Genomic DNA, 22,557 nt, shown 5'->3' on the forward strand with positions numbered 1-22,557 from the left:
ATACTCCTAAAATCTACGATGACGAAGGAAATAATATAGATAGCAAAGACCAACAAAAGGTAGGCCAAAATAAAGTCCTGCTCTTTGCGACTTATCCCAAGCAATTCCAACGACAGATAGAACCAAAAGAACTATCGTAATGTAAGGCAAGAAAGGACTAAAGGGAGTTTTGAAAGCTAGTTCCTCTTCCCGATGTTCTTTCAGCCATTGTTTGCGGAAACGAATTTGAGCAATGGGAATAGACAACCAAACAACTACTACCGCAAAACCAGCAATCGAAACCAGAGCTAGGAAAACTGTGTCTGCTGCGTAAAAACTTGCAAAAAGTGATAAAGCAGCACCTAACATAGATAATAAGAGAGCTCTCATTGGTACGCCATGACGATTAATTTTTACAACCTTTCGGCTAATCATTCCTTCATTTGCCAAAGACCATAGCATACGACTGGAAGCATATAGCCCAGAATTTCCCGCTGATAGAATAGCTGTTAAGATAACAAAATTCATGATATCCGCTGCATAAGGTAGACCAATCTTATCAAATACTGTTACGAAAGGAGCCTGTGTCACTCCTGCTTCCTTGACTGGTAACAGAGCAGCTAGAACAATGATTGTCAAAACAAAGAAAATTACCAAACGACCAATCGTTGTTTTAATAGCTTTAGGCACCGCTTCTGTCGGATTATCCGTTTCTCCTGCTGCAATACCAATGAGTTCTGTACCTGAAAAGGCGTAGTTAACTGCCAGCATAATAGACAAAAGCGCTGTCCAGCTTTTAGGAAAAGCTCCATGAGCTGTCAAATTGCTGAAGAAAGGCGCGTTTTGATGGTGACTCATAGGAATCAGACCAAATATCGCACCAATTCCCAAGATAATAAAGACAATAATCGTAATTACCTTGATACTTGAAAAGTAGAATTCTGCTTCTGCAAACAATCTAACACTAAGAGCGTTCATCCCAAAAATTACAGCTGCAAAAAAAGCCGCAAAAAACCAAGCTGGAACACTAGGAAACCATCGTTGCATCAGCATACCTGCACCCAAGAACTCTGTTCCTAAAGCCACCGTCCAACAAAGCCAATAGAGCCAAGCAACCGCAAAACCTGTTCCCGGACTAATAAACTTTGTTGCATAAGTATGGAAGGAACCCGTCACTGGCATGGCAACAGCAAGCTCTCCTAAAGAAAGCATAACCAAATAAACCACCACTGCACCAATTAGATAAGACAAGACGGCCCCCAAAGGTCCTGCCTGAGCAATCGTATAACCAGAACTGATAAAAAGACCTGTCCCAATAACACCGCCAAGCGACAGCATAAAGAGATGCCTGCTCGTCATTTTACGCTGAAATTCACCTTCATTCTCAAAGTTGTGGTTTTGAGAATGTTCATGTTTTGAATCTTTTTTAGCCATGATACTTCCTTTATTTTTTTGCTATTTACCTATTGTATCATAAAGGAAAGTAAGGAATCATATATATTTTTTATTTGGGTTATAAAGAAAACCTATATACTAAAAAAGAGGTCTCCCTCTTTTTTGTTGTCTTCATTAAAATCTATTCGCCCAAGCAGTATCGACATCCAAGATATCTTGAGTAGTGTATTGCTGACGATAAGGATTGTAAACGATATAGCCAGCTCCAGACTCATAGAGTGGTGAATCAAAGCGAGTCAGATCGTATTTTTCAATAATATAATTCAATTTAGCATTATAGCTAGTATCTGTCGCATAGACACCAGTCAGGGCAGCTGTTGCATCCTGATAGGTTGGTGCATTGCTCTTCCAAGCACCTGCAAAATGCCCTTGCTTGAGTACAGCAACATAGTCTTGCAGAGACTCTACATAGCTAGGATATGAACGGAAACTATCGTTGATGGTATAAGCATTTCCCTCTCCATCATCTTCCCAAGTCTCCATATTAGCAGACTGACCGTCGTAGTGACCTTTGATACCGAAAAGGTTATAATGAGGTTCACCGGACAGACCAGACTGTCCTGAGCCACTTTCTAAAATAGCCTGTGCAATCATAACAGAGGCATAAAGATCATTATCCTGTCCCAACTGACGCGCTGGCTCACCGATTTGTGAAATGAAATAGTCTGTTTGATTCATAGGCTGCTGGTCGCTATTATTGGCACTAGCAGGATTAATATGCTTTGCCAAGACGAAGCCAACAGCAATTGTCGTTGTCATTGCAAGTAAAGCTGAAAGGATTCTCTTACCTTTTTTTGAAATTCTCTTCTTCACAGTACTTCTCCTGAATAAGATGTTAATGATACCATTGTAACATACTAAAGATTAAAAAAACACTATTGATAATTTACAAATATATGACATTTTTCGTTTTATTTCAAAAAATCCAACTCGTTTTTTGAGTTGGATTTAATTCGTATTATTAAATTTTTGACAAAATCGCGTCCCAAGAAGCATCTAAGCCATCCTTGGTGACAGAGGAAAAAAGAATGAAATCATCATTTTTGTCAAAGTCCAGTTTTTTCTTAATAGCTGACTCGTGCTTATTCCATTTTCCGCGAGGGATTTTATCAGCTTTGGTCGCTACTAGAATGACTGGAATGTCATAATATTTCAGAAATTCATACATCTGCACATCATCTGCACTCGGATCATGACGAAGATCAACAAGGCTGACAACCGCTCTGAGATTTTCACGACTGGTCAGATACTCCTCAATCATCCGGCCCCATTTTTCACGCTCTTTTTTGGAAACACGGGCATAGCCATAGCCTGGCACATCTACAAAACGCAGCTTGTTATCAATGTTGAAAAAGTTTAGCAGCTGAGTTTTTCCAGGTTTTCCAGAAGTTCGCGCTAAATTCTTGCGATTAAGCAGTGTATTGATGAAGCTGGACTTTCCAACGTTGGAGCGGCCGGCTAAGGCAATCTCTGGAATATCGTCTTGAGGGTAATGCGATTTATTGGCTGCGCTCAGCAAAATCTCAGCATTGTGTGTATTGATTTCCATAAGCACCTCGTTAGGCAGTTTCTAGAATAGGCTTATCTGTTCCATCAACTGCTTCTTTGGTAATGCGGACAAGCTTGACATTTTCCTGACTTGGAACTTCAAACATGACATCCATCATAGTTTCTTCGATGATAGAACGAAGACCGCGAGCACCTGTTTTACGTTCAATCGCTTTATTGGCAATCTCCTGCAGAGCATCCTCATCAAATTCAAGCTTAACATCATCATAAGATAGAAGTGCCTGATACTGCTTAATAAGGGCGTTTCTAGGCTCTTTCAAAATCCGAACCAAATCATCAACTGTTAGTTGCTCCAGAGCAGCAAAAACAGGCAAACGGCCGATTAACTCAGGGATAATACCAAACTTTTGGACATCTTCTGAGACGATTTCCTGCATATAGGATCCATCTTCGTCAATCGCTCGATTATTCTGACCGAAACCAATGATTTTCTCACCCAGACGCTGTTTTACGATTTCTTCTATACCGTCAAAGGCACCGCCAACAATGAAGAGAATATTCTTGGTATCAACCTGAATCATTTCCTGCTGCGGATGCTTGCGTCCACCCTGCGGCGGTACACTAGCTACTGTTCCTTCGATAATCTTCAGCAGAGCTTGCTGAACTCCTTCGCCTGAAACATCACGAGTAATTGAGACGTTCTCACCTTTCTTGGCAATCTTGTCAATCTCATCAACATAGATAATGCCGCGTTCTGCACGTTCAATATTAAAGTCAGCTGCCTGCAAAAGCTTGAGGAGAATATTTTCCACATCTTCCCCGACATAACCAGCTTCAGTCAGAGCTGTTGCGTCAGCAATGGCAAAAGGCACATTGAGACTGCGAGCAAGAGTCTGCGCCAGGAAGGTCTTACCTGACCCGGTCGGGCCAATCATCAAAATATTTGACTTTTGCAGTTCCACATCTTCTTCTTCTCGGCTGTCGTGGTAGTTAATACGTTTGTAGTGATTATAGACCGCTACTGCTAAGGCACGCTTAGCTCGGTCTTGCCCGATAACATAGTGGTTCAAGATATTAAGCAGCTCCTGAGGTTTTGGTACCTCAGACAGATCTGCCAGCACTTCCTCGGCTAGCTCTTCACGGATGATTTCCTGCGCCAGTTCCACACATTCATTACAGATAAAGGCATTGTTACCAGCGATAATCTTCTGTACCTCATCTTGGTTCTTCCCACAGAAAGAACAAAAAACCATCATATCATCATTACGACTTGTAGGCATTGTTTACTCCAATTCTAAAATTCTAAATCTATTTATTTTCTTTCGTACATGTTAAAAAAGTGTCATATAAAAAGCATGAATGGAATTTACCAAGTTTGTAAAAGCATTCAGCAAAAATAAAGCTGCCAGTCCAAACCGCTTTTTCCGAAAGGTTTGAACGGCACAAATAAGACAAATGACACATAAAAAGGCCGTAAAAAAACCAAAAATACTACGTTCCATTCTTACGAGTCCTTCCTTTGGTATCTTTTTATAGTGAAATCATAAGGATTCTTTTCATCTTTGGCATGAAATTCACTGCTAACTTCCTGATAAGGAGCCCAGTCAAATGTATCAGGGAAATAGGTATCTCCTTCAAGTTTAGCAGCAATCTGAGTCTGAATCAATTCTTCTAAATACGGCTCAAAAGCTCTGATAATTTGCGCTCCGCCGATAATATACAAGTTTCTATCTTGCTTTTGGTACCAATCCAAAACATCTTCCACATTGTTGAACAGTAAGACATTTTCATTGTCAACTTGGTAGTTCTTGTCCTTGCTCAAAATCAGGCTGATTCGATTTGGCAAAACGCGACGCTGCAGGCCATCAAAGGTCACTCGGCCCATCAAAATAGCATGTCCAGTCGTCGTTGCCTTAAAATGCTGCAATTCTGCGGGGAGATGCCAAGGCATGACCTTGTCCTTTCCAATCAGACCATCCTCTGCCTGAGCCCAAATGGCAATAATCTTCTTTGTCATCCTTTTATCCTTTGTATTAGTAACTCTATTCTATCAAATTTGCTGTAAAAAGGCATGTTTAAAGTATGATTCCAGCAGAACTTTTGCAGAGGTTGGCAGTTCTCTTACATTTATCAAAATCGTTAAATAGCCAAATCAAACTTCAGCTGAGGTTTTACTGGATCATAGTCCAGCAAGACAAAATCTTCTGCTTTGATATCAAAGAAATTGGTCCCATCCGGCACATTTAAAAGGAGTCGAGGTTGGCAGTCGCTAGGTTCCCGACGCAACAACTCTTCTGCCTGCTCGAACTGGTTGTCATAGATGTGCAAGTTATTGATAAAGTAAAAGAACTTGCCAATTTTCCAGCCGAAATGCTTGGCAATCATCATCTGCAGAGCAACGTACTGCATAGCATTGATGTGGTGAGCAACCAACATATCATTTGACCGCTGAGTCAGAGTCGCATCCAGATAAATGTCTCCATCTACACGACGAACGTCAAACATGGTTTGAAAAGCGCATGGAAGCAGGCCGTCTGTTTCTTCAAAAGCTTCATAATCCCAGAGAGAGATGATATTGCGACGGTTCCAAGGATTGGCTTCCAGCTGTTGGAGGATTTTATTGATAATATCGTGCTTCTTGACAACAGCTCCGTAGCGCTGCCCGATAGTACCCGTATCGCCAACTTCCCAATCATTCCAGTAGTGAACATTATACTTGTCGTTGAGCAGTTCCAAGCTATTAGACTGGTCTTGATAGATCCAAAGGACTTCCTTGATGGCAGACTTGATGGCAATAGGGCGCAGAGTCGTGATTGGGAATTCTCCCTTGCTCAAATCATATTCAGCAAAAGAACCAGTGATATATTTGGAGTTGGCCACATTTCCATCCTTGTAGCGCGGACGAGCATTTTCAGAAAAAACACCTTGCTCCATAATTTTTTTAATATTCTCTTTGAAAATCATATCTGCTAGCGTCATGATTTCTCCTTCGTTCAGTGAGCTTTTTCTAGTATAGCAAATTTTCTATAAAAATTCTCCTACAGACCTTTCTGCAGGAGAACAAATGAAGCATACTTGTTGAATTATTGTAAAACCAATGAAGCTGCCCCGATAACACCGGCATCATTTCCAAGAGTAGCCAAGGCTAACTTGGTTGAAGTACGAACCTGCGGGAAGCTATTCTCTTCATAAACCTTGCGTACGCCATCAAGTAAGAAATCACCCGCAGCTGATACGCCACCTCCGATAACGATTGTAGATGGGTTGAGGATAGAGCCGATATTAGCACAGGCAATTCCTAGATAGCGAGCAAAATTGCGATAGACAATCAGAGCTAGCTCATCGCCTTCTTTCGCTAAGTCAAAGACAACCTTTGCATTAACATCTTCACCATTGTCAATCAGTTTTTTCAGCTCAGCATCACCAGCATACTCATCAGCATAGCGACGAGTCAGATTAACAATACCAGTCGCGGATGCAACCGTCTCTAGGCAGCCTTTCTTGCCGCAGGTACACAGAATCGGCTGATCGAAGTCAACAGTGATGTGACCCAACTCCCCTGCTGCTCCAGCAAGTCCGTGCAAGAGCTTGCCTTCTGCAACAATTCCTCCGCCAACACCTGTACCCAGTGTCATAAAGACTACATCAGGCTGGTTTTCTCCAGCACCCATCCAGCGTTCACCCAAAGCGGCAACGTTAGCGTCGTTGTCAATATAGAAAGGAATCCCAGTCGCTTTTTCAATCTTATCCTTGACCGGCTGCAGGGTCTTCCAATTGAGATTGTAAGCACCTATAACAGTCCCTTTCTCACGGTCAACTACTCCTGGTGAGCCCATACCAATCCCGATAAAATCCTCTGCTGAAAGCTGAAGCAAGTCCAAACGATGCAGGATCGACTCAATCATATCATCTACGATGTGGCTGCCTTCGTCCAAAATATTGGTTTTAATGGACCATTTTTCTTGAATTTCGCCCTCTGAAGTCAAAATAGCAAACTTAATAGATGTTCCACCAAGGTCAATTCCGATTATTTTTTTCGACATGATGTTCTCCTCTGTGTTTTATTTATCATCATTATATCAGATTTTTTCAGTAAGGAAAAGGTTTGCATAAAGAAAAGTGAAAATCGAATTTTTCTTTATTCCCAAAGTAAACTCACAAGTCTTTTGTATAATAATATCTTTCACCAGTATAGGGGTATTCTTTCAACGCGAACACTTCTGTATAGCCGTGCTTTTTATAAAATTCCGGCGCTTGAAACTGATACGTATCTACAAATGAATATTTGCATTTCCTTTCTCTGGCTTCTTGTTCAGCCCTACACAGTATTTCTGAGCCTATACCTTGCCCTCGTAAATCTTCGCTCACATACAAATATTCAATCTCCAGCCAATTACCAAAAGTTTCGGCCGCCATACCAGCCAGCAGATTTCCTTGTTCGTCTTCTACATAGATGTTAAGAGGCTCACTTTTGGAGGGCTCTCTCTTAGAGCGATTGTAGGATCTGATTAAATTTCCCAATTCTTGTGTCTTCTTCGAATCGGTATTTTCCAATCTTAGTTTCATAGATGCCTCCGTTCCATCTTTAAAGGTTTTAGATTTACAGTTTACGAAACTGTTCGGACTATATCTTCACCTTAAATATCCTTCTGACTTGCTCGCCATTGATTATGGTAATCCATCATCGTTTCATAAATATATTTTGGTTTCTCTTTTTTCAATAACATAAGAGTAATTTCTAACGGTTCAGGAATACCAAACTTATATTTTTTGTTTTTTCTAGAAGCAAGCCTACTTCTCTTCAAAACCGCAGGATCCACTGAATGAAAACAAATCGTCAAAATATGACTCTTATTGAATAATTGATATTTTGCATAATGTCGAATACGTTCAATTCTATAGTCTATCCTCTGGATTTCTCCCCAACTATGAAACGAAACTTCTCTAAAAAGAAGAGGTCTAAAGTAAAATCCCTGTTCAGTCAGACGTAAAAAACGTTTATCTCTAAACAAACAAATCCATACTAAAATAGAGGAAAAATCAAAAACAATTGTACCTATCACTAAAAACATTTTTTCAACCACAGAAATATTGGAGTCGAATAATAGGTATCCGTTTTTAGATGGTAATACAAGAACTGTAGTCATAAAGACAGCAAGAGCGCTCGCCGATATAGCTAAAATGAATATCTTCAACCAGCTCTGCCTAAACACTACTTCTTTCATCCATCTAAACCACTCAGGTATTCATAGCGCTCGTATTTTTCCAGCAGTTTCTCGTTCTGCTCATCCAGTTCTTGCTGAAGTTGAGACAGGCGAGTAAAGTCAGATCCATTCTCCTGCATAGCCGCTTCAATCTCAGAAATCCGCTCCTCAAGCGCCTCGATATCGGCCTCAATGGACTCCCACTCCTGCTTTTCAAAGTAGCTCATACGCTTTTTCTCCTCGCGCACTTTGGCCGATTTTTCCTTTTCCGACTTTTGAGAAATAGCAGAGCTTTCTGCTAGAAAGGCTTTTTCATCCAAGTAATCCGTGTAATTACCGAAAATTTCTCTAATACCCCCATCTTCAAAAGCCAAAATCTTGCTGGCTACCTTGTCTAGGAAATAACGGTCGTGGCTGACTGTAATGACTGGACCTGCAAAGCCTTGCAGAAAATTCTCCAAGACTGTCAGAGTCGCAATATCCAAATCATTGGTCGGCTCGTCAAGAAGCAAGACATTCGGCTTTTCCAAAAGAAGCTTGAGCAGATAAAGTCGCTTTTTCTCTCCGCCAGAAAGCTTTTCGATTAAAGTCCCATGAGTAGAACGAGGAAAAAGAAACTGCTCCAAGAGTTCTGCAATGGAAGTCGTCCCGCTGCCTATCTTGACCTCCTCGGCCACTTCTTGCAGGTAATTGATGACCCGCTTAGACTCATCCAAGCCTTCGATCTGCTGAGAGAAATAGGCGACTCGGACTGTCTCTCCGATAATGAGCTGACCAGCCTGAGGCCGAAGTTTACCGACAATCAGATTGAGCAAGGTTGACTTGCCGACACCGTTATCTCCGACAATCCCAATACGGTCCTTGTTCTGAATCAAAAGACTGAACTGAGAGAGAATAGGCTTCTGATCATAAGCAAAGTCTACATTTTGAAACTCAATGACTTTCTTACCGATACGACTGGTTTCAAAGTTCATTTCCAGATTACTGTCAGTCGTCTGACCGACCAAATCCTTCTTGAGGTCATGGAAACGATTGATACGAGCCTGTTGCTTGGTTGCCCGAGCCTGAGGCTGCCGCCGCATCCAGGATAGCTCCTGCTTGTACAGCTGCTGTTTCTTATGAAGCAAGGCCGCATCCCGCTCATCTTGCTCCGCCTTGAGACGGACATAGTCTTGATAATTTCCTTGGTATTCAATCAAGCGACCGCCATCCAGCTCAAAAATCCGAGTTGAAATATTATCCAAGAAATAGCGGTCGTGGGTGATGAAAAGGACGGTCTTCTTTGAATTTTTCAAGAAATGCGTCAGCCATTCAATGGTATCAATGTCTAGGTGGTTAGTCGGCTCATCCAGTAAGAGCAAATCTGCATCACCTAAGAGAACCTGGGCCAGCTGAACTCGACGACGAAGACCTCCTGATAACTGACCGACCTTAAGCGACAGATTTGTCAGACCAAGCTTGGACAGGACCGTCTTGACCTGGCTTTCGATTTCCCAAGCATGGAGCGAGTCCATCTCGGCCATAACCGCTTCTAGCCTAGACTGTTGACTTTCATCATAAGCCGTCAGGAGCAGCTCATACTCTCGAATCAACTGCATTTCCCGTAAATCACTAGACAAAACAGTGTCAAGCACCGTCTGCTCCTCATCAAAATCAGGCTCCTGAGTCAGATAAGCAATCTTATAGCCTGTCTTAGCAGAAAAAGGGCTGACATCCCCGTCAAAGCCCGACTTGCCCGACAAGACATCCAGCAGCGTTGTCTTTCCAGTTCCATTGACACCAATCAGACCAATCCGGTCTAGGTCATGAATGATAAAGGAAATATCCCGAAAAACAGTCTTATCTCCTACTGATTTGGTTAGCTTGTCAACGATAAAATCGCTCATTTTTTCTCCTTGATATAGGCGTAAATAGCCTCTAAGTCATTAGGCAAATGGCCATCTACAATAGCGTATTCCAACTCTTTCAGAATTTGGCCCAGTTTTGGTCCTGGCTCAAAGTCAAACTCCCGCATCAGCATGCCACCATTGACCACCATTTCCTGCTTGTTATGAATAGTCAGACTGGTGTCAATATTCTGAATAGCAGAGAAATCCACTGCCAAACCTTGCGCCTGCCGAAGCTCTTCTGCTTGTAGCAATAAGTCAATATCATAGTCATAGCAGTCGCGCTTGGTCAAGTCTCGTTCTGAGCGAATAACCGCAATCTCAACCAGATCTTCTACTTTATTGGCAAATTCACGAGAAGTCTTCCATTTTTTCAGAAAACCTTTGACATTTTGCACATCCAAGGCCAGTAAAAGAGCTGCCCAAGCCTGCTCTGACGCTGAAAATCGGAAATCTGAAACCAAGTCAAAGAGCCTTTCTAACTTAGCTCTGCTTCCCTTCAAATCTGGCAAAAATTCTATGGCACCGCTTGTCAAGAGTGCCTCTAAACCCTTGCGCCAAAATGGAGCCAGCAAGAGCTTGTCAAACTCGATAAAAATTCGTTCAACCGAAATCTTTTCAAGCAAGGGGGCACAATCCTTCATAGCCGCAAAAGTATCTTGCTCCAGATCAAAATCCAAGGCGGCCTGAAAACGAACCCCCCGCATGATGCGTAGAGCATCTTCATTAAAGCGTTCTGCAGCAGTCCCAACTGCCCGCAAAATCCGATTTTTCAAATCATCCAAACCTTGGAAAAGATCGATGACTTGACCGTTTTCATCCAAAGCTAGAGCATTGATGGTAAAATCACGTCGCTTGAGATCTTCCTCCAAAGAGCGCACAAAAGAAACCTTGCTTGGCCTGCGGTAGTCCACATAGACATCCTCGGTCCGGAAAGTCGTCACCTCGTATTCACGGTTATTTTCCAGAACCAAGACGGTTCCATGCTCAATCCCCACATCAACAGTACGGTCAAAGATACGCTTAGTTTCCTCAGGATAGCTGGAGCTAGCGATATCCACATCGTGAATAGGTCGCTGCAAAAGGGCATCTCGAACAGAGCCGCCAACAAAATAAGCTTCAAAACCAGCCACTTTTATCTTCTCTAATACTGGCAAAGCCTCCTGAAATTCAGAAGGCAGAGTTTCTAATCTCATAGTAAATGTTCCAATCCATAGACTAATTCTGAGCGTTTGACAACTTCTTTAATGGCAAGATTAACTCCTGTCATAAAGGAAGCACGGTCATAGGAATCATGCCGCAGCGTCAATCCCTCTCCCTGGCTACCAAAGATTACTTCTTGATGGGCAACCAGACCAGGCAAGCGAACTGAGTGGATACGCATGCCATCGAAATCAGCTCCGCGAGCGCCGGCTATAGACTCTTCCTCATCAGCAGCTCCCTGCTGCTTGCTTGGTCTGACTTGACTGATGAGCTCGGCTGTCTTGATAGCTGTCCCACTCGGAGCATCCTTTTTCTGATCATGATGCAACTCGATAATTTCTACATTTGCAAAATACTTGGCTGCCAGAGCCGAAAACTGCATCAGCAAAACAGCTCCCAAGGCAAAGTTTGGAGCAATCAATCCGCCCAGCTCCTTTTCCCTAGACAATGCGCTTAGCTCTTCCAACTGGTCTGGTGTAAAACCTGTCGTTCCGACCACTGGGCAAAATCCCTGCTCCAGAGCGAAGTGAGTATTGTCATAAGCTACTTTTGGGGTTGTAAAATCAACCCAGACATGGGCTTCTAGCCCAGCCAATTCTTCCTTGGCATTGAAGACGGGAACACCAGCCACTTCTTTTTCATCCGTAAAAGGATCCAGCAAACCAACTAATTCTAATTCAGGATCTTCTGTCACCATTTTGTAGGCTGCTTGGCCCATTTTTCCTTTAAAACCAGCAATAATAACTTTGATACTCATGTTTCTCCTCCTTACAGAGACAAACTCAGATATTCAGACAATCAAATCACAGGAATATAAGCAAGTGCAACACTCCCCTTGCCTAGATGCGTTCCAATGACACTGCCAAAGGTTACGATAGGGACTTCACTAGCAATACCGCTGTCTAGCAGATTTTGCTGAAGCTCAGCTGCTTTTTCTGGCGCATTGCCATGGATAACCATAATCTGATAAGCACCGCCTGCTGTTCTTTCTTGGACAAGTTCCAGTATACGCTTGGTAGCCTTCTTCTCCGTCCGAATCTTTTCAAAAACTTCTATCACACCATGATTGTTAAAATACAGAATAGGCTTGATACTGAGCAGATTTCCCAGAATAGCTGCACCGTTAGACAGGCGTCCTCCTTTGACCAAGTGGTCCAAGTCGTCCACCATGATAAAGGCGCTGGTGCCATCAATCTGCTTTTGAACATTAGCTAAAATTGTTTCAAAATCTAGTCCTTCTTCTGCCCACTCTAGAGCAGATTGAACCATAATACCGAGCGGTGCACTGGTAATCTTAGAATCCGGAAAGGCAATTTGCAAACCGTGAAATTCATCTTTCAGATACTGAATGTTTTGATAAAAACCAGAAATTCCGCGAGATAGAAAGAGTCCCAGAACATGAGTATAGTCTTTGCCGTCTAGAATGGTGAGAATCTCTTCTAGGTCCGCAATGCTAGGCTGACTGGTCTTGGGTAGTTCATCTGACTGAGCCATTTTTTCATAAAATTCACTGGCTGTTAAGTTTCTGCCTTCGACATAAGACTCACCGTCAATCACGACCGGAATGTCCAAGACGAAAAGATTTTCGTTCTCTAGCAGCGAAGCTGGCAGATAGGCCGATGAATCTGTGATAACCGCTAACTTCATGATTAAAACTCCAAATTAATGCCTGGCAAATCCAGAGCAATTTCTGTCACTTCATAAGTCAAGCGGTTGAGCATGGTCAGGCAAGGCCGAGCCAGCTCTTCTACTTCATCGTGGTCAAATTCACTCGGTTCCTCAATAAGACGACCGTGAATGTGGTTGGCTTGCGAAATAGTTCCGCTGATAACAAAATTTTCAAAAACAATCATAAAGGTCAAAATCACAATCAATGAAGTTGTGTGTGCTTCGACATCTCTTTTGACCAATTGGAAATTCACATCAACCTTGGTTTCAGGTGTTCCATTTTCTTTTTCCCACTCAAAATTTCGGGCGTCAAAATGGTACTGACTAACAAATTCTTTTTCGCGCTGTATGTTCATTTTTATTCTCCTAAAAATATGCGATAGGCTCATTATACCATATATCGAGTGAAGTTTCCATGCTAAAATTTGCAGGCCGGAAAACACAAAAAAGAATCTCACTGACAAGCGAGATTCTTTTAAATATTATTTTTCAAGTGGTTTGCGCAGGTAACCAAAGATAACGCCGCTGACTACTGCACCAATCAATACATATACCAAGTAAAGGATTGGATTATTTGTCAATCCGATAACGAAGATTCCTCCATGAGGAGCCATGAGCTTGATACCAGACAAGCCTACAAGAGCACCTGTAAGAGCGGAACCTACGATAAAGCTTGGGATAGCACGGGCTGGGTCAGCAGCTCCAAACGGAATCGCTCCTTCTGTGATGAAAGATAGTCCCATAACGATGTTTGTCAAACCTGAATCACGTTCTTCTTCAGTGAATTTATGTTTGAACAAAAGAGTTGCAATAAATACTGCCAAAGGCGGAACCATACCAGCTGCCATAACTGCTGCCATAACAGGCGAACCACCAGTTGAAACAGTGCTTGCAAGTGTACTAGTACCAAATACGTAAGCAGCCTTATTAACCGGCCCACCCATATCGACAGCCATCATACCGCCTACCAAGAGGCCAAGGAGGACAGCAGAGCTTCCGCTCAGACTTGCCAAGAAATCATTCAAGGCTGTATTGATTGCCGACATTGGAATATTGACCGCCAACATCACAAATCCAGTCACAAGAACACCCAGAAGAGGCAAAAGCAAGATTGAACGGATACCTTCAAGTGAGCGAGGCAGACCTGCAAGAAGCTTACGAAGGAAAAGGATGATACCACCAGCTAAGAAGCCGCCTACCATAGCTCCAAGGAAACCAGATGATACACCAACTAAATCAAGTGTTTTCTGACCGCCTTCAGCATAGGCAACAGCACCAAATGATGCACCGCTGCTCGCAATTGCACCAGCTACGAAACCAGAAACCAGACCTGGCTTTTCAGCGATTGAGTAAGCTATATAACCAGCTAATACTGGCAACATGAAGCCAAAGGCTGCTGCACCAATTGCTTTAAATTGCGCTGCAATCTCATGATAACTTCCTAGATTAGAAAGCTGATCTTTTGGTACACCTAAAATCTGATCCAACAAGAATGCAATGGCAATCATGATACCACCACCAATAACGAATGGCAACATTTGGGAAACACCGCTCATCAAGTGCTTGTAGAAAGCGCCACCCAGACTAAGTTTTTCATTACTAGACTCTGCCGTACCGCCACCATTGGCAGCCTTGTAAATCTCAGCATTTCCAGAAAGGGCCAGATTGATGAGTTCTTCTGTCTTACGAATACCATCTGCAACTGGACGATTGATCAACGGCTTGCCGTCAAAGCGATTCATCTCTACGGCCTTATCTGCCGCGATGATAACAGCTTTAGCGTTTTTGATATCTTCTGCTGTCAGTTTATTTCCGACACCACTGGCACCGTTGGTTTCAACTTTGATGCCAACACCCATTTCAGCAGCGACCTTTTGCAAGGCCTCTTGAGCCATGTAAGTATGCGCAATTCCTGTCGTACAAGCTGTTACAGCTACAAGGAAATTTCCGCCTTCATTGGCAGGTTCAACAACAGCAGGTTCTTCTGCTTTTTCTGAAGCTTGGTCAAAAAGCTCAATCACCTGATCAGGCGAAGTAACTTGGCGCAGTTTATCCGCAAAGCCATCTTTCATCAGGTATTGGGACAATTCAGCCAAGGCTGCCAAGTGAGTGTCGTTAGCACCTTCTGGAGCTGCAATCATGAAGAAAAGATCAGTTGGTTGTCCATCCAAACTTTCATAATCGACACCTTTATTTGACTTGGCAAAAAGGACAGTCGCTTCTTTCACTGCGGCATTTTTGCTGTGAGGCATAGCAATTCCGTCACCCAAACCTGTAGAAGTCAAGGCTTCACGAGCCAAAATCCCTTCTTTGAAAGTATCGAAGTCTGTTACATAGCCATGATCCACTAGGCTCTGAATCATTTCTTCGATAACAGCTTTTTTCTCGGTTGCCTGCAAGTCCAGCAACATCACATCTTTTCTTAGTAAGTCTTGAATTTTCATATTTTTTCTACCTCTACTTTTTCATAGATTTCTTTTATATAATCAGTTGTCGCCAAATCATCTGAGAAGGTGGTCGCCGTTCCGCAGGCCACTCCCCATTTGAAGGCTTGAATAACATCGCCAGAGCGGACAAACTCTCCAGTAAACCCAGCCACCATAGAGTCGCCAGCACCAACAGAATTTTTCACATTGCCCTTGATAGGTTTAGCGAAATAGGCACCCTCTTGAGTTACCAGTAAAGCGCCGTCACCAGCCATGGAAATGATCACATGTTGGGCACCCTTGTCTAAGATTTGACGAGCATAACTCTCAATCTGATCCAAGCTTTCGAGCTTGACTCCGAAAATATCACCTAGTTCGTGATTGTTAGGTTTAACCAAGAGCGGCTCAAACTCTAATGAATCAAGCAACGTCTGGCCTTCAAAGTCGCAGACGACTTGCGCTCCTGTCTTTCTGGTAATGCCAATCAGTTTCTTGTAGACAACATTTCCTAGATTTTTAGGACTGCTGCCAGCAAAGACTACTGTATCTTCTGAAGTCAGAGAAGAAAGGAACTTCTCCAGCTCTTCTAGTTTCTGATTAGAAATTTCCGGACCTGGTCCGTTAATTTCTGTCTCAGCATCCGCTTTAATCTTGACATTGATACGAGTATCCTGCTCAACTTCTACAAAATGGCTGGAGATTCCTTCCTCTTTCAGAGTATCTGTGATGAACTTGCCAGTAAAACCACCGATAAATCCAGTCGCTGTATTCTCAATACCTAGACGTTTGAGAACTCGGCTAACATTGATACCCTTTCCGCCAGCGAATTTGTCGTCACTGTCCATCCGATTGACGCTTCCTATAAGAACCTTGTCCAGACGGACAATATAGTCGATGGAAGGGTTTAGTGTGACAGTATAAATCATACTTCAATCACCTCCGTTTTTTCTTTGAGCGCTTGAATCACTTCTGATTCATTTTGATTAGTAATGATGCTTGCTTTGGCAAGAGGAGCAACCTTGACAAAGGACGTCTGTCCTAGTTTAGAAAGATCAGCCAAGACATAAGTTTTCTTAGCGTTCTCCAAAATCGCTCTTTTGACAGCTCCTTCTTCCATATCTGGAGTGGTAAAGAAGCCATCGCCAATGCCATTCATTCCAATAAAGGCCTTATCGAAATTCAACTGACCGATTTGATTCAGAGCCACACCGCCAATGCTGGCATCCGTTGAACGCTTGACCTTTCCGCCGATAATGACCGTCGGAATATTACGCTCTACCAACTTGGTCGCATGGTGAATGGAGTTGGTGACCACTGTCACTCTTGGATCATGCAACTCATTGACTAAAAGCTCATTGGTTGTCCCCGCATCAATAAAAATCACATCATGCTCTTGAATCAAGCTTGCTGCCATCTTGGCAATAGCTGTCTTTTCTTGAATGCTTTTGATAGATTTTTCCTGATTGCTCTCTTCTTCTTGTAGAAAATGAAGGCTTTCGGCTCCACCATGAACTCGTCGCAGTTTATGCTCGCTCTCCAGTTCATCCAAATCTCTTCTGATAGTTGATTCTGAAGTGTTCAAAGCATGTACTAGATAGTCTAAAGAAACAAATTTCTCTCTTATGACTGTCTCTAGAATAACTTGCTTTCTTTCCGACTTCAGCATAAAGCACCTCCTTTGGAATCGTTTACGATTATTATTATACCTCTTTAATTTTCAATGTCAAGCAATTTCTATCAAAATCTTTCATTTTCTATCTTTTTATCTTATCGAACAAAAAAGAGCTGGACTATATCCAACTCCTTTCATATCGTTGCATAACTGCCAAATAAAAGGCAATTAGCTATTATTGATCAATGATACAAGATAGGCTGCCATGACAGGCAGAAAAGTACCAAGAAAAGTAAACACAACCAGAACCCAGAACCAGACTGACTTAAAAGCCTGTCGGTAGGTCCCTGGGAGCGAACGATTTGTGTCAATGTATTCCTTAAATTTTGGCCACTTCAAGATTAAAAGCAAAAGAAATACTGTGCTGCCAGCGATTAACAGGCCGTAAAAAACGATGTTAACAATAGGCTCTGGAGCTTTTTTTGAAAGAAAAGCTATACCTTCTGCTATGACAAAGTTATTGAGAGCATGAAAAATGATAGACCAGATAATCGAATACTCAAAAGCGATATAACCAAAGCCTAAACCAATCAAACTAGCAAAATAAAACTGATAAAGATTTTCGTGAAAAAGACCAAACAAAATCGCAGTCAGAAGAATGGCAAAAACCTTTCCATGCTTCTCTAATGCTCGCAATCCAGCACCTCTAAAAATGATTTCCTCCGTAACTGGAGCCATCAAAGATGAATAAATCAGCATGGTCAGCGTTTCAGAACCGCCGCCTCCTGATTCCATACTAGATAGATCTAGATTGAAGAGTTGCATGATAGCCTGCATCATCTGATTGACAACGGCTGTAAACAATTGGGCGAATAAAAGGAAGCAAATCATATAAAAGAAAACTTTAGGGGTCATCTTCCGCCCCTTGCGACGAAGGTCGTATTTAAAGAGCTGCTTGCCCCGAGACACTGTGAAAGTAAGAACACCAAGACAGGAAGCTAGAATATAGGCTCCTCCGTCCTTTTCCATGAATTTGGTAACAATGTCTTGCGTCTTTTGAATGTCCATACCTTGTCCTGGCATGATGACAAAAAAGGCAACAAATACGTAAATGAAGACAGCAGCAATCATGACCCATAAATAAGTAAAGCAAGTCGCTGAAAATCGTCCTAGATCTTTTTTAGGATTTAAAGGTTCAGGTATATAATACATAAAATCTCCTATATTAAATTTTCTCCTTACCCTTTCGGCTTAGGAAATACAAGGTCAAAAAGATTCCCTCATAAAGCAAAGCAAAAAGAATAAAGGCGTGCATGAAAAATTCTTCCGGCAGAATCCAAATGACTGGATCCTTAGTTGGATCAAACATCCAGGTATTATCTCCGGCAAAGAGAACTTGATGAAAGAGTGTAAAAAAATTATTAAAACCAATCATAAAAGCCAAGCCAGCAAAGACAAGCGGCAAGAGACTAATCACCAGAAAAGCCCGTCTGTAAAGACCCAAAAATCCCTTTTTAACCACTTTTTTGATAAAGAAAATCAAAACCGGCAAGGTTATTAGAAAAATAGCTTGCGCCAAGTGAAAAAGATACTTGACCGCCTGAAAATGATGTAGCCCTGCAGCTGACGAGCGAAAATCTGGCATCGCCAGTTTCTGACTAAAAGGATTGGTCAGGTAATTCATCAGAATATTAAAATTATACTGGATGGTCTCTGCTTTCAAATACACCTTATCCGGCAAGTTGAAATAAGAAATCTCCATCGGGTATAAAAGCCAAGCCAGATAAATGGTCAGCAGAATAGCTACTGCCAGCAAGCACAAAGCGCTGGCTGAAAATCTCAACTTATCACGCATCGAAATCCCACTCCGCTAGACTGGACAAGACATGCGTCGGTTGGATCGGCAGATTGGGCACTTCTTCTGGCAGGGTAAAACCTGTCGTAACCAATAGGGTCGGAATGCCGTTGTCGATTCCTGCTCGAATATCTGTCAGATAGTTATCGCCCACCATGACCACTTCTTCACGCGCCAACCCTAGATGCTCTATGGCTTTTTCCATGATGATGGCATTGGGCTTGCCAATAAAGGTCGGTTCAACCCGAGTGGCTGCTTCCAAGAGGGCGTTGATTGCGCCAGCTCCCGGCTGCAAACCTCGCTCAGTCGGAATGTTGAGATCTGGATTGGTTCCGATAAAGTGAGCACCCTTTTGAATAGCCAGAGTCGCTATTGTCAGCTTCTCGTAATCCACTTCCCAGTCCAGCCCCACTACTACATAGTCTGGATTTTCTGTATCCTCTATGTATCCAGCTTCTTCTATGGCATGTTTAAGCCCGACATCACCGATAACGTAGACTTTCTTGCCCAGTTTTTTCTCCTGCATATAGTCAATGGTAGCTAGAGTTGCTGTGTAAATGGTATCAAGTGGCGTCTCAATATTAAAATTCTCCGCCAACATGGTTTGCACTGTTTCTGGCGTGCGCGTGGTATTATTGGTCACAAAAAGATAGGGAATCTTGCGCCTCTGCAAGTCATGCACAAAGGCTTCACCAGCCGGAATCCGGCTCTTGCCCTTATAAATCGTCCCGTCTAAATCAATCAAATATCCTTTATAAGTCATGTCTGCTCTTCCTAATTCTCTTGTTTAAACTCTTGCCAGGTAACCAAAGCCTGGGCATTGACTTCGCCGTCACTGGAAATCTGGTGATTGCTCTGCAGACCTTCTAGGTCGTAGCTAGAAGCAATCATGCCGCCTGGTCGAACTTCCTTGACATACTTAAGATGGACTTTCTTGGGAATGTGCTGGGTGAGGAAATCTGCACCCATGACCTCAAAGATCCAGTCCAGATACTTGCTGTTGTTGACATGCCCGTTCATATCCAAGTCGTAAAAGCGCACATGGTAGTCCTTGCTGACAGGATTTTCCAAGTCTGGATACTTAGGACCTCGCAGTAATTTCTTGGAAAAGTCTGATTGATATGGCGCTACAATCTCCGGATCAACGGCACGAACCTTGCGGCTATCCCGATCCATAAGAACAAAAGTTGCCATCATCTGGATAATGGCCTCACCCGCTTCATCAAAAATCGTGAAGCGACGGTAGCAAAAGAGCCGATTGTAGGTCAAAGCTTCTGTCTCAATGGTAATCTCCTCTGCAAATCGTGGCAGACGTGTCACATCAATATCATAGTCCGTGATAATCCAGACTAGGTTATACTGCTCCAGCATATCCTTGTCACTGACGCCAAGCTCGATCGACTGCATCCCCGATACCTGCAAGGATAGCAAGATGACATCCGGCAGCTTGATATGGCCATTCATATCTGCCATATCAAAAGGAATTTTCATTTTCATTTGATAAGTTAAGCCCATGATTTACTCCAATATAAATTTTTCAGCAACCGTATCGCCCAAAAAGAGGCCTTGTTTGGTCATGCGCACGATATCTCTATCTGGCACTAGCAAGCCCTGCTCGGTCAGATCAGACACAACAGCTCCATACTGGCCTTCAAAGGAAATACCGAATTTTTCCTCAAAACGTTTTTTGGAAACGCCAGATTTCTTGCGCAGTCCTAGAAACATCTCTTCTTCCATCTTTTCTTTCAGCGTCAGCACTTCTTCCTGCACTCGGGCATTGCCCGCTTCCACCGCCTGCAGATAATGACGAATAGGTCCGTGGTTTTTATAGCGAACACCATCGACATAGCCAGACGCTCCCGCTCCAATACCATAATATTCCGCATTGTCCCAATACATGAGATTGTGGCGGCTCTCAAAGCCTGGCTTGGAAAAGTTTGAAATCTCATAATGCTCAAAGCCGGCCTTTCCCAGCTCAGCTATAATGTATTCAAACATCTCCGCTTCCAAGTCTTCCTTGGGCAGATGCAGCTTCCCACGCCGCATCCGATTCATAAAGACCGTATGATTTTCCAAAATCAAGCTGTACAAACTCATGTGAGGAATGTCTAGGGCAATAGCCTTGGCTACATTGATTTTCACATCTTCCATTGTCTGCTTGGGCAGGGCATAAATCAGATCAATCGAAATATTGTCAAAACCCGCTTTTTTGAGATTGGCAATATTTTCATAGATGTCCTTTTCCAAGTGACTGCGACCAATCTGCTTGAGCATGCGGTCATTGAAGGTCTGTACGCCCAGCGAAACCCGATTGACAGGTGAGTCTTTGAGTACAGCAATCTTCTCCTGGTCCAAATCCCCAGGATTGGCTTCAATGGTCAGCTCCTCAAGATAAGACAAGTCCAGCTTGTCCGACAGCTTTTCAAGCAAAAAAGCCAACTGAGGCGCTGATAAAGCCGTCGGAGTCCCACCACCGATATAGAGGGTACGGAGCTTTTTGATGTCGTAAGAATCATACTCCTCAATCAAATGCTCCAGATAACTATCTACTGGCTGATTTTTGATAAATACCTTGGAAAAATCGCAGTAATAACAAATCTGAGTACAAAAAGGAATGTGCACATAAGCAGAAGTCGGTTTGGTTTGCATAGTAAGATTATAACATAAATCACAAAGACAAGCGGGATAAATGTTGGATTAATAAGGTTAAAATCATAATCGCCAAATCCCTGCTTCCAGCTTTAAACACTTTTATTAAGCAAGTATTATTCAGTAATTTTCGATATGAGAAAATTAATCATTGCTTCTTCTTTGTTGAATTTTTCTTTTTGATACTTGATTAAGCCTGCTTCTTTCAGATTTTCATTCAGATAATACAAATGAATATCTAAAAATCTCTGCAAGGCATAACGAAAACAAACAGTTTTATCGATTGGTCTGGAATAATATTTTAAAAAATTATCTAGCATTTCTTCATATTTTGACTTTTCAACTTTCTGCAGGATTCCCCAAAATAAGGTTCCAATATCCTCTTCAGGCAATGAATATCTGCAATCTCCAAAATCCAATATGGCGACTTCCTTTGTACAAAGGAGCAAATTTTCATCATGTAAGTCGTTATGAATAAAAACATTCCTCTTCTCAGACTTCATTGACTTCAAATTTTCTGTGTTCTCTTGAAATATTTTCCACAATGCCTGATAGCCTGAAATGATTCTTTCAAGCTGAGGATTGTAAGAAAAATCTCTGAAATGTAAAGAAGAAACCAGGTCGTCATAAAAGGGGATTCTTTCAAATGTCATCAAATATCTCTGAGAAAAATTATGTATATTTGCTAATTTTCGAGCAAGTTCTGATAGATTAGAGGAAGAGAAAGTCATTCGTTCACCTTTTAAATAAGAATATTTCAGAAAAAAGAGACTTCCATCCTTCACATCCAGCCGATGAATGAACTTCCCATCTGGAAAAGACAGATACCGAAGCGCATTTAACTTGTTCTCGTATAAAGTATTGACAAAATACACTTCTCTTTCTAGATACGGAAGGGCTTTCGAAAAAATTGGCGAACTTTTGGCCAAATAAAGCACACGAACCACCAACTGGCCGTCGAGCAAATAATTTAGATTTTCACTACCTTTTGAGAGTTGAGAAATCTGACAATCATGACCGTACCATTTATGAAGATTATTCAAGATAAAATTTTCATCTGCAAATTGTTGAAAGAACATAATTCCCCCTCTGATTTGACTACCAACCTATA

Annotated in this window: 23 protein-coding genes; all 23 read right to left on the reverse strand. The window is 42.3% G+C overall.

Annotated elements, in window-relative coordinates; genetic code table 11:
• Window positions 1-6 precede the first annotated feature (6 nt).
• Window positions 7-1,413 carry an amino acid permease gene (locus tag DQM55_RS06350; protein WP_111675859.1) on the reverse strand — a complete coding sequence of 469 codons (1,407 nt, stop codon included), beginning with the start codon at window positions 1,411-1,413 and terminating at the stop codon, window positions 7-9.
• Between the two features lie 135 nt (window positions 1,414-1,548).
• Window positions 1,549-2,247: a glucosaminidase domain-containing protein gene (locus DQM55_RS06355; protein WP_111675860.1), complete on the reverse strand. Its 699-nt coding sequence runs from the start codon at window positions 2,245-2,247 to the stop codon at window positions 1,549-1,551.
• A gap of 148 nt (window positions 2,248-2,395) precedes the next feature.
• Window positions 2,396-2,983, reverse strand: a complete 588-nt coding sequence (gene yihA / locus DQM55_RS06360; protein ID WP_111675861.1) for a ribosome biogenesis GTP-binding protein YihA/YsxC — start codon at window positions 2,981-2,983, stop codon at window positions 2,396-2,398.
• Window positions 2,984-2,993: 10 nt separating this feature from the next.
• Window positions 2,994-4,223 carry an ATP-dependent Clp protease ATP-binding subunit ClpX gene (clpX, locus tag DQM55_RS06365; protein ID WP_111675862.1) on the reverse strand — a complete coding sequence of 410 codons (1,230 nt, stop codon included), beginning with the start codon at window positions 4,221-4,223 and terminating at the stop codon, window positions 2,994-2,996.
• A gap of 224 nt (window positions 4,224-4,447) precedes the next feature.
• Complete coding sequence (locus tag DQM55_RS06375; RefSeq protein ID WP_111675863.1) at window positions 4,448-4,960, reverse strand: dihydrofolate reductase; 513 nt, start codon at window positions 4,958-4,960, stop codon at window positions 4,448-4,450.
• 122 nt (window positions 4,961-5,082) lie between these two features.
• Entirely contained in the window at window positions 5,083-5,922 is an 840-nt protein-coding gene (locus DQM55_RS06380; protein ID WP_111675864.1) for a thymidylate synthase, read from the reverse strand.
• 104 nt (window positions 5,923-6,026) lie between these two features.
• The gene (locus DQM55_RS06385) at window positions 6,027-6,986 is read right to left on the reverse strand and encodes an ROK family glucokinase (protein ID WP_111675865.1); all 960 of its coding nucleotides are present in this window, start codon (window positions 6,984-6,986) and stop codon (window positions 6,027-6,029) included.
• 112 nt (window positions 6,987-7,098) lie between these two features.
• Window positions 7,099-7,509 (reverse strand): GNAT family N-acetyltransferase, encoded by a 411-nt coding sequence (locus tag DQM55_RS06395; RefSeq protein ID WP_111675866.1) that lies wholly within the window; start codon window positions 7,507-7,509, stop codon window positions 7,099-7,101.
• 71 nt (window positions 7,510-7,580) lie between these two features.
• A complete protein-coding gene (locus DQM55_RS06400; RefSeq protein ID WP_111675867.1) occupies window positions 7,581-8,168 on the reverse strand; it encodes a hypothetical protein in 588 nt (195 codons plus the stop codon).
• The gene (locus tag DQM55_RS06405; RefSeq protein WP_111675868.1) at window positions 8,165-10,033 is read right to left on the reverse strand and encodes an ABC-F family ATP-binding cassette domain-containing protein; all 1,869 of its coding nucleotides are present in this window, start codon (window positions 10,031-10,033) and stop codon (window positions 8,165-8,167) included. Before DQM55_RS06405 ends, DQM55_RS06400 begins: the two co-directional genes overlap by 4 nt.
• The gene (locus DQM55_RS06410; protein ID WP_111675869.1) at window positions 10,030-11,229 is read right to left on the reverse strand and encodes a CCA tRNA nucleotidyltransferase; all 1,200 of its coding nucleotides are present in this window, start codon (window positions 11,227-11,229) and stop codon (window positions 10,030-10,032) included. The genes DQM55_RS06405 and DQM55_RS06410 overlap by 4 nt, the downstream gene beginning before the upstream one ends.
• Window positions 11,226-11,993: a 4-hydroxy-tetrahydrodipicolinate reductase gene (gene dapB / locus DQM55_RS06415; RefSeq protein WP_111675870.1), complete on the reverse strand. Its 768-nt coding sequence runs from the start codon at window positions 11,991-11,993 to the stop codon at window positions 11,226-11,228. The genes DQM55_RS06410 and dapB overlap by 4 nt, the downstream gene beginning before the upstream one ends.
• A gap of 41 nt (window positions 11,994-12,034) precedes the next feature.
• Window positions 12,035-12,883, reverse strand: coding sequence for a DegV family protein (locus DQM55_RS06420; RefSeq protein ID WP_111675871.1), 849 nt, complete (start codon window positions 12,881-12,883; stop codon window positions 12,035-12,037).
• Between the two features lie 2 nt (window positions 12,884-12,885).
• Window positions 12,886-13,260, reverse strand: a complete 375-nt coding sequence (locus DQM55_RS06425; protein WP_002915309.1) for a DUF1149 family protein — start codon at window positions 13,258-13,260, stop codon at window positions 12,886-12,888.
• A 126-nt stretch (window positions 13,261-13,386) separates the two neighbouring features.
• Window positions 13,387-15,348, reverse strand: coding sequence for a PTS fructose transporter subunit IIABC (locus DQM55_RS06430; protein WP_111675872.1), 1,962 nt, complete (start codon window positions 15,346-15,348; stop codon window positions 13,387-13,389).
• Window positions 15,345-16,256, reverse strand: a complete 912-nt coding sequence (gene pfkB, locus DQM55_RS06435) for a 1-phosphofructokinase (RefSeq protein WP_111675873.1) — start codon at window positions 16,254-16,256, stop codon at window positions 15,345-15,347. The genes DQM55_RS06430 and pfkB overlap by 4 nt, the downstream gene beginning before the upstream one ends.
• Window positions 16,253-16,996: a DeoR/GlpR family DNA-binding transcription regulator gene (locus tag DQM55_RS06440; RefSeq protein ID WP_004187062.1), complete on the reverse strand. Its 744-nt coding sequence runs from the start codon at window positions 16,994-16,996 to the stop codon at window positions 16,253-16,255. The genes pfkB and DQM55_RS06440 overlap by 4 nt, the downstream gene beginning before the upstream one ends.
• Window positions 16,997-17,170: 174 nt before the next feature.
• On the reverse strand, window positions 17,171-18,154 hold the full coding sequence (locus DQM55_RS06445; protein ID WP_004187064.1) for a CPBP family intramembrane glutamic endopeptidase: 984 nt from the start codon (window positions 18,152-18,154) through the stop codon (window positions 17,171-17,173).
• Between the two features lie 13 nt (window positions 18,155-18,167).
• Window positions 18,168-18,797, reverse strand: a complete 630-nt coding sequence (locus tag DQM55_RS06450; RefSeq protein WP_004187066.1) for a TIGR01906 family membrane protein — start codon at window positions 18,795-18,797, stop codon at window positions 18,168-18,170.
• The gene (locus DQM55_RS06455) at window positions 18,790-19,560 is read right to left on the reverse strand and encodes a TIGR01457 family HAD-type hydrolase (protein ID WP_004187072.1); all 771 of its coding nucleotides are present in this window, start codon (window positions 19,558-19,560) and stop codon (window positions 18,790-18,792) included. Before DQM55_RS06455 ends, DQM55_RS06450 begins: the two co-directional genes overlap by 8 nt.
• Before the next feature lie 11 nt (window positions 19,561-19,571).
• Window positions 19,572-20,312 (reverse strand): acyl-[acyl-carrier-protein] thioesterase, encoded by a 741-nt coding sequence (locus DQM55_RS06460; protein WP_004187074.1) that lies wholly within the window; start codon window positions 20,310-20,312, stop codon window positions 19,572-19,574.
• Between the two features lie 3 nt (window positions 20,313-20,315).
• Window positions 20,316-21,446, reverse strand: a complete 1,131-nt coding sequence (hemW, locus tag DQM55_RS06465; RefSeq protein WP_004187076.1) for a radical SAM family heme chaperone HemW — start codon at window positions 21,444-21,446, stop codon at window positions 20,316-20,318.
• Window positions 21,447-21,562: 116 nt separating this feature from the next.
• Window positions 21,563-22,525, reverse strand: a complete 963-nt coding sequence (locus DQM55_RS06470; RefSeq protein ID WP_004187077.1) for a phosphotransferase — start codon at window positions 22,523-22,525, stop codon at window positions 21,563-21,565.
• Between the last annotated feature and the right edge of the window lie 32 nt (window positions 22,526-22,557).

This window comes from Streptococcus sanguinis, assembly GCF_900475275.1.
Taxonomy (GTDB): domain Bacteria; phylum Bacillota; class Bacilli; order Lactobacillales; family Streptococcaceae; genus Streptococcus; species Streptococcus sanguinis_N.